1 protein-coding gene is annotated in these 1,692 nt (G+C 36.9%); it reads left to right on the top strand.

Features of this window, described 5'->3' with window-relative positions; translation table 11 throughout:
• Positions 1-297: 297 nt before the first annotated feature.
• Positions 298-1,407, top strand: coding sequence for a nicotinate mononucleotide-dependent phosphoribosyltransferase CobT (gene cobT, locus AFK68_RS00285; protein WP_094670728.1), 1,110 nt, complete (start codon positions 298-300; stop codon positions 1,405-1,407).
• Positions 1,408-1,692 lie beyond the last annotated feature (285 nt).

The raw sequence follows: 1,692 nt of genomic DNA, 5'->3' as shown, positions 1-1,692 counted from the left end.
AATATAAGATTCCTTGTCAAAACCGAGTTTCTTTGGGTAAGTTAAATAACTAAAAACAGTGAATTCAGAAACCCGAAGGAAGAAGGAAGAAGGAAGAAGGAAGAAGCAGGAACAAAACTTGGAACCTAGAAACCAGTTTTTTTGTAGATGTCTATGATTAAAATATAAGATTCCTTGTCAAAACCGAGTTTCTTTGGGTAAGTTAAATAACTAAAAACAGTGAATTCAGAAACCTGATTGTTTTTATTGATAACCCGATTTAATATAACTGATAACTTATAACTTATAACTGAATTAATGATTCGTGTTTATACCCAAATACAACAGGGAAAAAATTGGCTGCAAAAGTATCAAGGTCGCCAACCAATTTTTAGCTGTATTTTAGGATTTACAGATACAGGTCTAATTCCAGGAATTTCAGCAGCAGGAGCAACACCACAAGACCGCCAATATACTTGTTTAGCAGATGTAGAATTTTTATATAATGGTCTACAACCACAACCCCAATATCCATTACCACCCCTCAACGCTGGTGCTTCCCCAGTTTTAATTACAAAAGCAATTATTGATGCTCTAAATATTCCTCTTTATTTATTTAATGCAGGTTTAACTCATAAACCAACTGTACCAACAATTGATTTGGGAGGCTCTCCTGCTCGTTGTTTAACTTCTGGCAATGCTTTGGATATGGCAACAGTTCAACATTTACTCGAAGTAGGTAGTTATTGGGGTGAGAAATTAGCTGATGAAGCAAAAGATAGATATCTAATTTTAGGAGAATGTGTAGTTGGAGGAACAACTACTGCTTTAGCAGTTTTATTAGGTTTGGGTATTGCTGCTGTTGGTAAGGTAAATAGCAGTCATCCTGAATGTAATCATAGTCAAAAGTTGGCTGTGGTACGTCAGGGTTTACAGGTTGCTGGTTTTAATTCGGCGCTTCCACTTTCACAACCTTTAAAACTAATTGCTGCAGTGGGAGACCCGATGCAAATAGTAGTAGCAGCAATGGCAATGGCAGCAAGTCTTAAGGTTGGAGTAATGTTGGCTGGTGGAACGCAAATGTTAGCTGTTTATGGTTTAATGCAAGCATTGGCAAAACAGTTGTTTTTACCTTGGCAACCTGAGAATATTGTGGTGGGAACAACTCGTTGGGTTGCTGAAGATCCAACTGGAGATACTGTTGGGTTAGCACAAGAAATTGGTTGTGTACCTTTAATGGCAACACAACTTAGTTTTTCTGAGTCTTGTTATCCTCAACTACAAGCTTATGAAAGGGGATATGTTAAGGAAGGGGTTGGTTGTGGAGGATCTGCGATCGCTGCTCATTTATATAGAGATTGGAATCAAACTCAATTGCTGAAAGCTGTTGAAGATTTGTTTGCGCCTTTTATATTTCGGCGTTGCTGAAACACGGTATGAAATTCCTAAATTATTGAAGGTAAATCAGACTTATTTCCCCTCTTTAAGGCGCAGAAAAAACTCCAGAACGCTCCTCCTGACTCCTGACTCCTAACACCTGAATCTTGTAAAATCATACATTCATTCACCAACGCCTATATTTCTTGAATAAAAAGGGAATAGGGAATAGTAGATTTACACAAGAATTTAGTCGGTACTTAATAAGCACGCTTTTGTTATTAGAAAAAACCTGAATCTAGATTTATATCTCATTTCAAAACACTATATAATATT

It is taken from the genome of Hydrocoleum sp. CS-953 (genome assembly GCF_002260545.1).
Taxonomy (GTDB): Bacteria; Cyanobacteriota; Cyanobacteriia; order Cyanobacteriales; family Microcoleaceae; genus Trichodesmium.
This window is presented reverse-complemented; position numbering and strand designations above follow the sequence as displayed.

What these genes read in the sequence shown, in the direction of transcription:
- cobT (WP_094670728.1), top strand. Translation starts at nt 298, where the DNA reads ATGATTCGTGTTTATACCCAAATACAACAGGGAAAAAATTGGCTGCAA.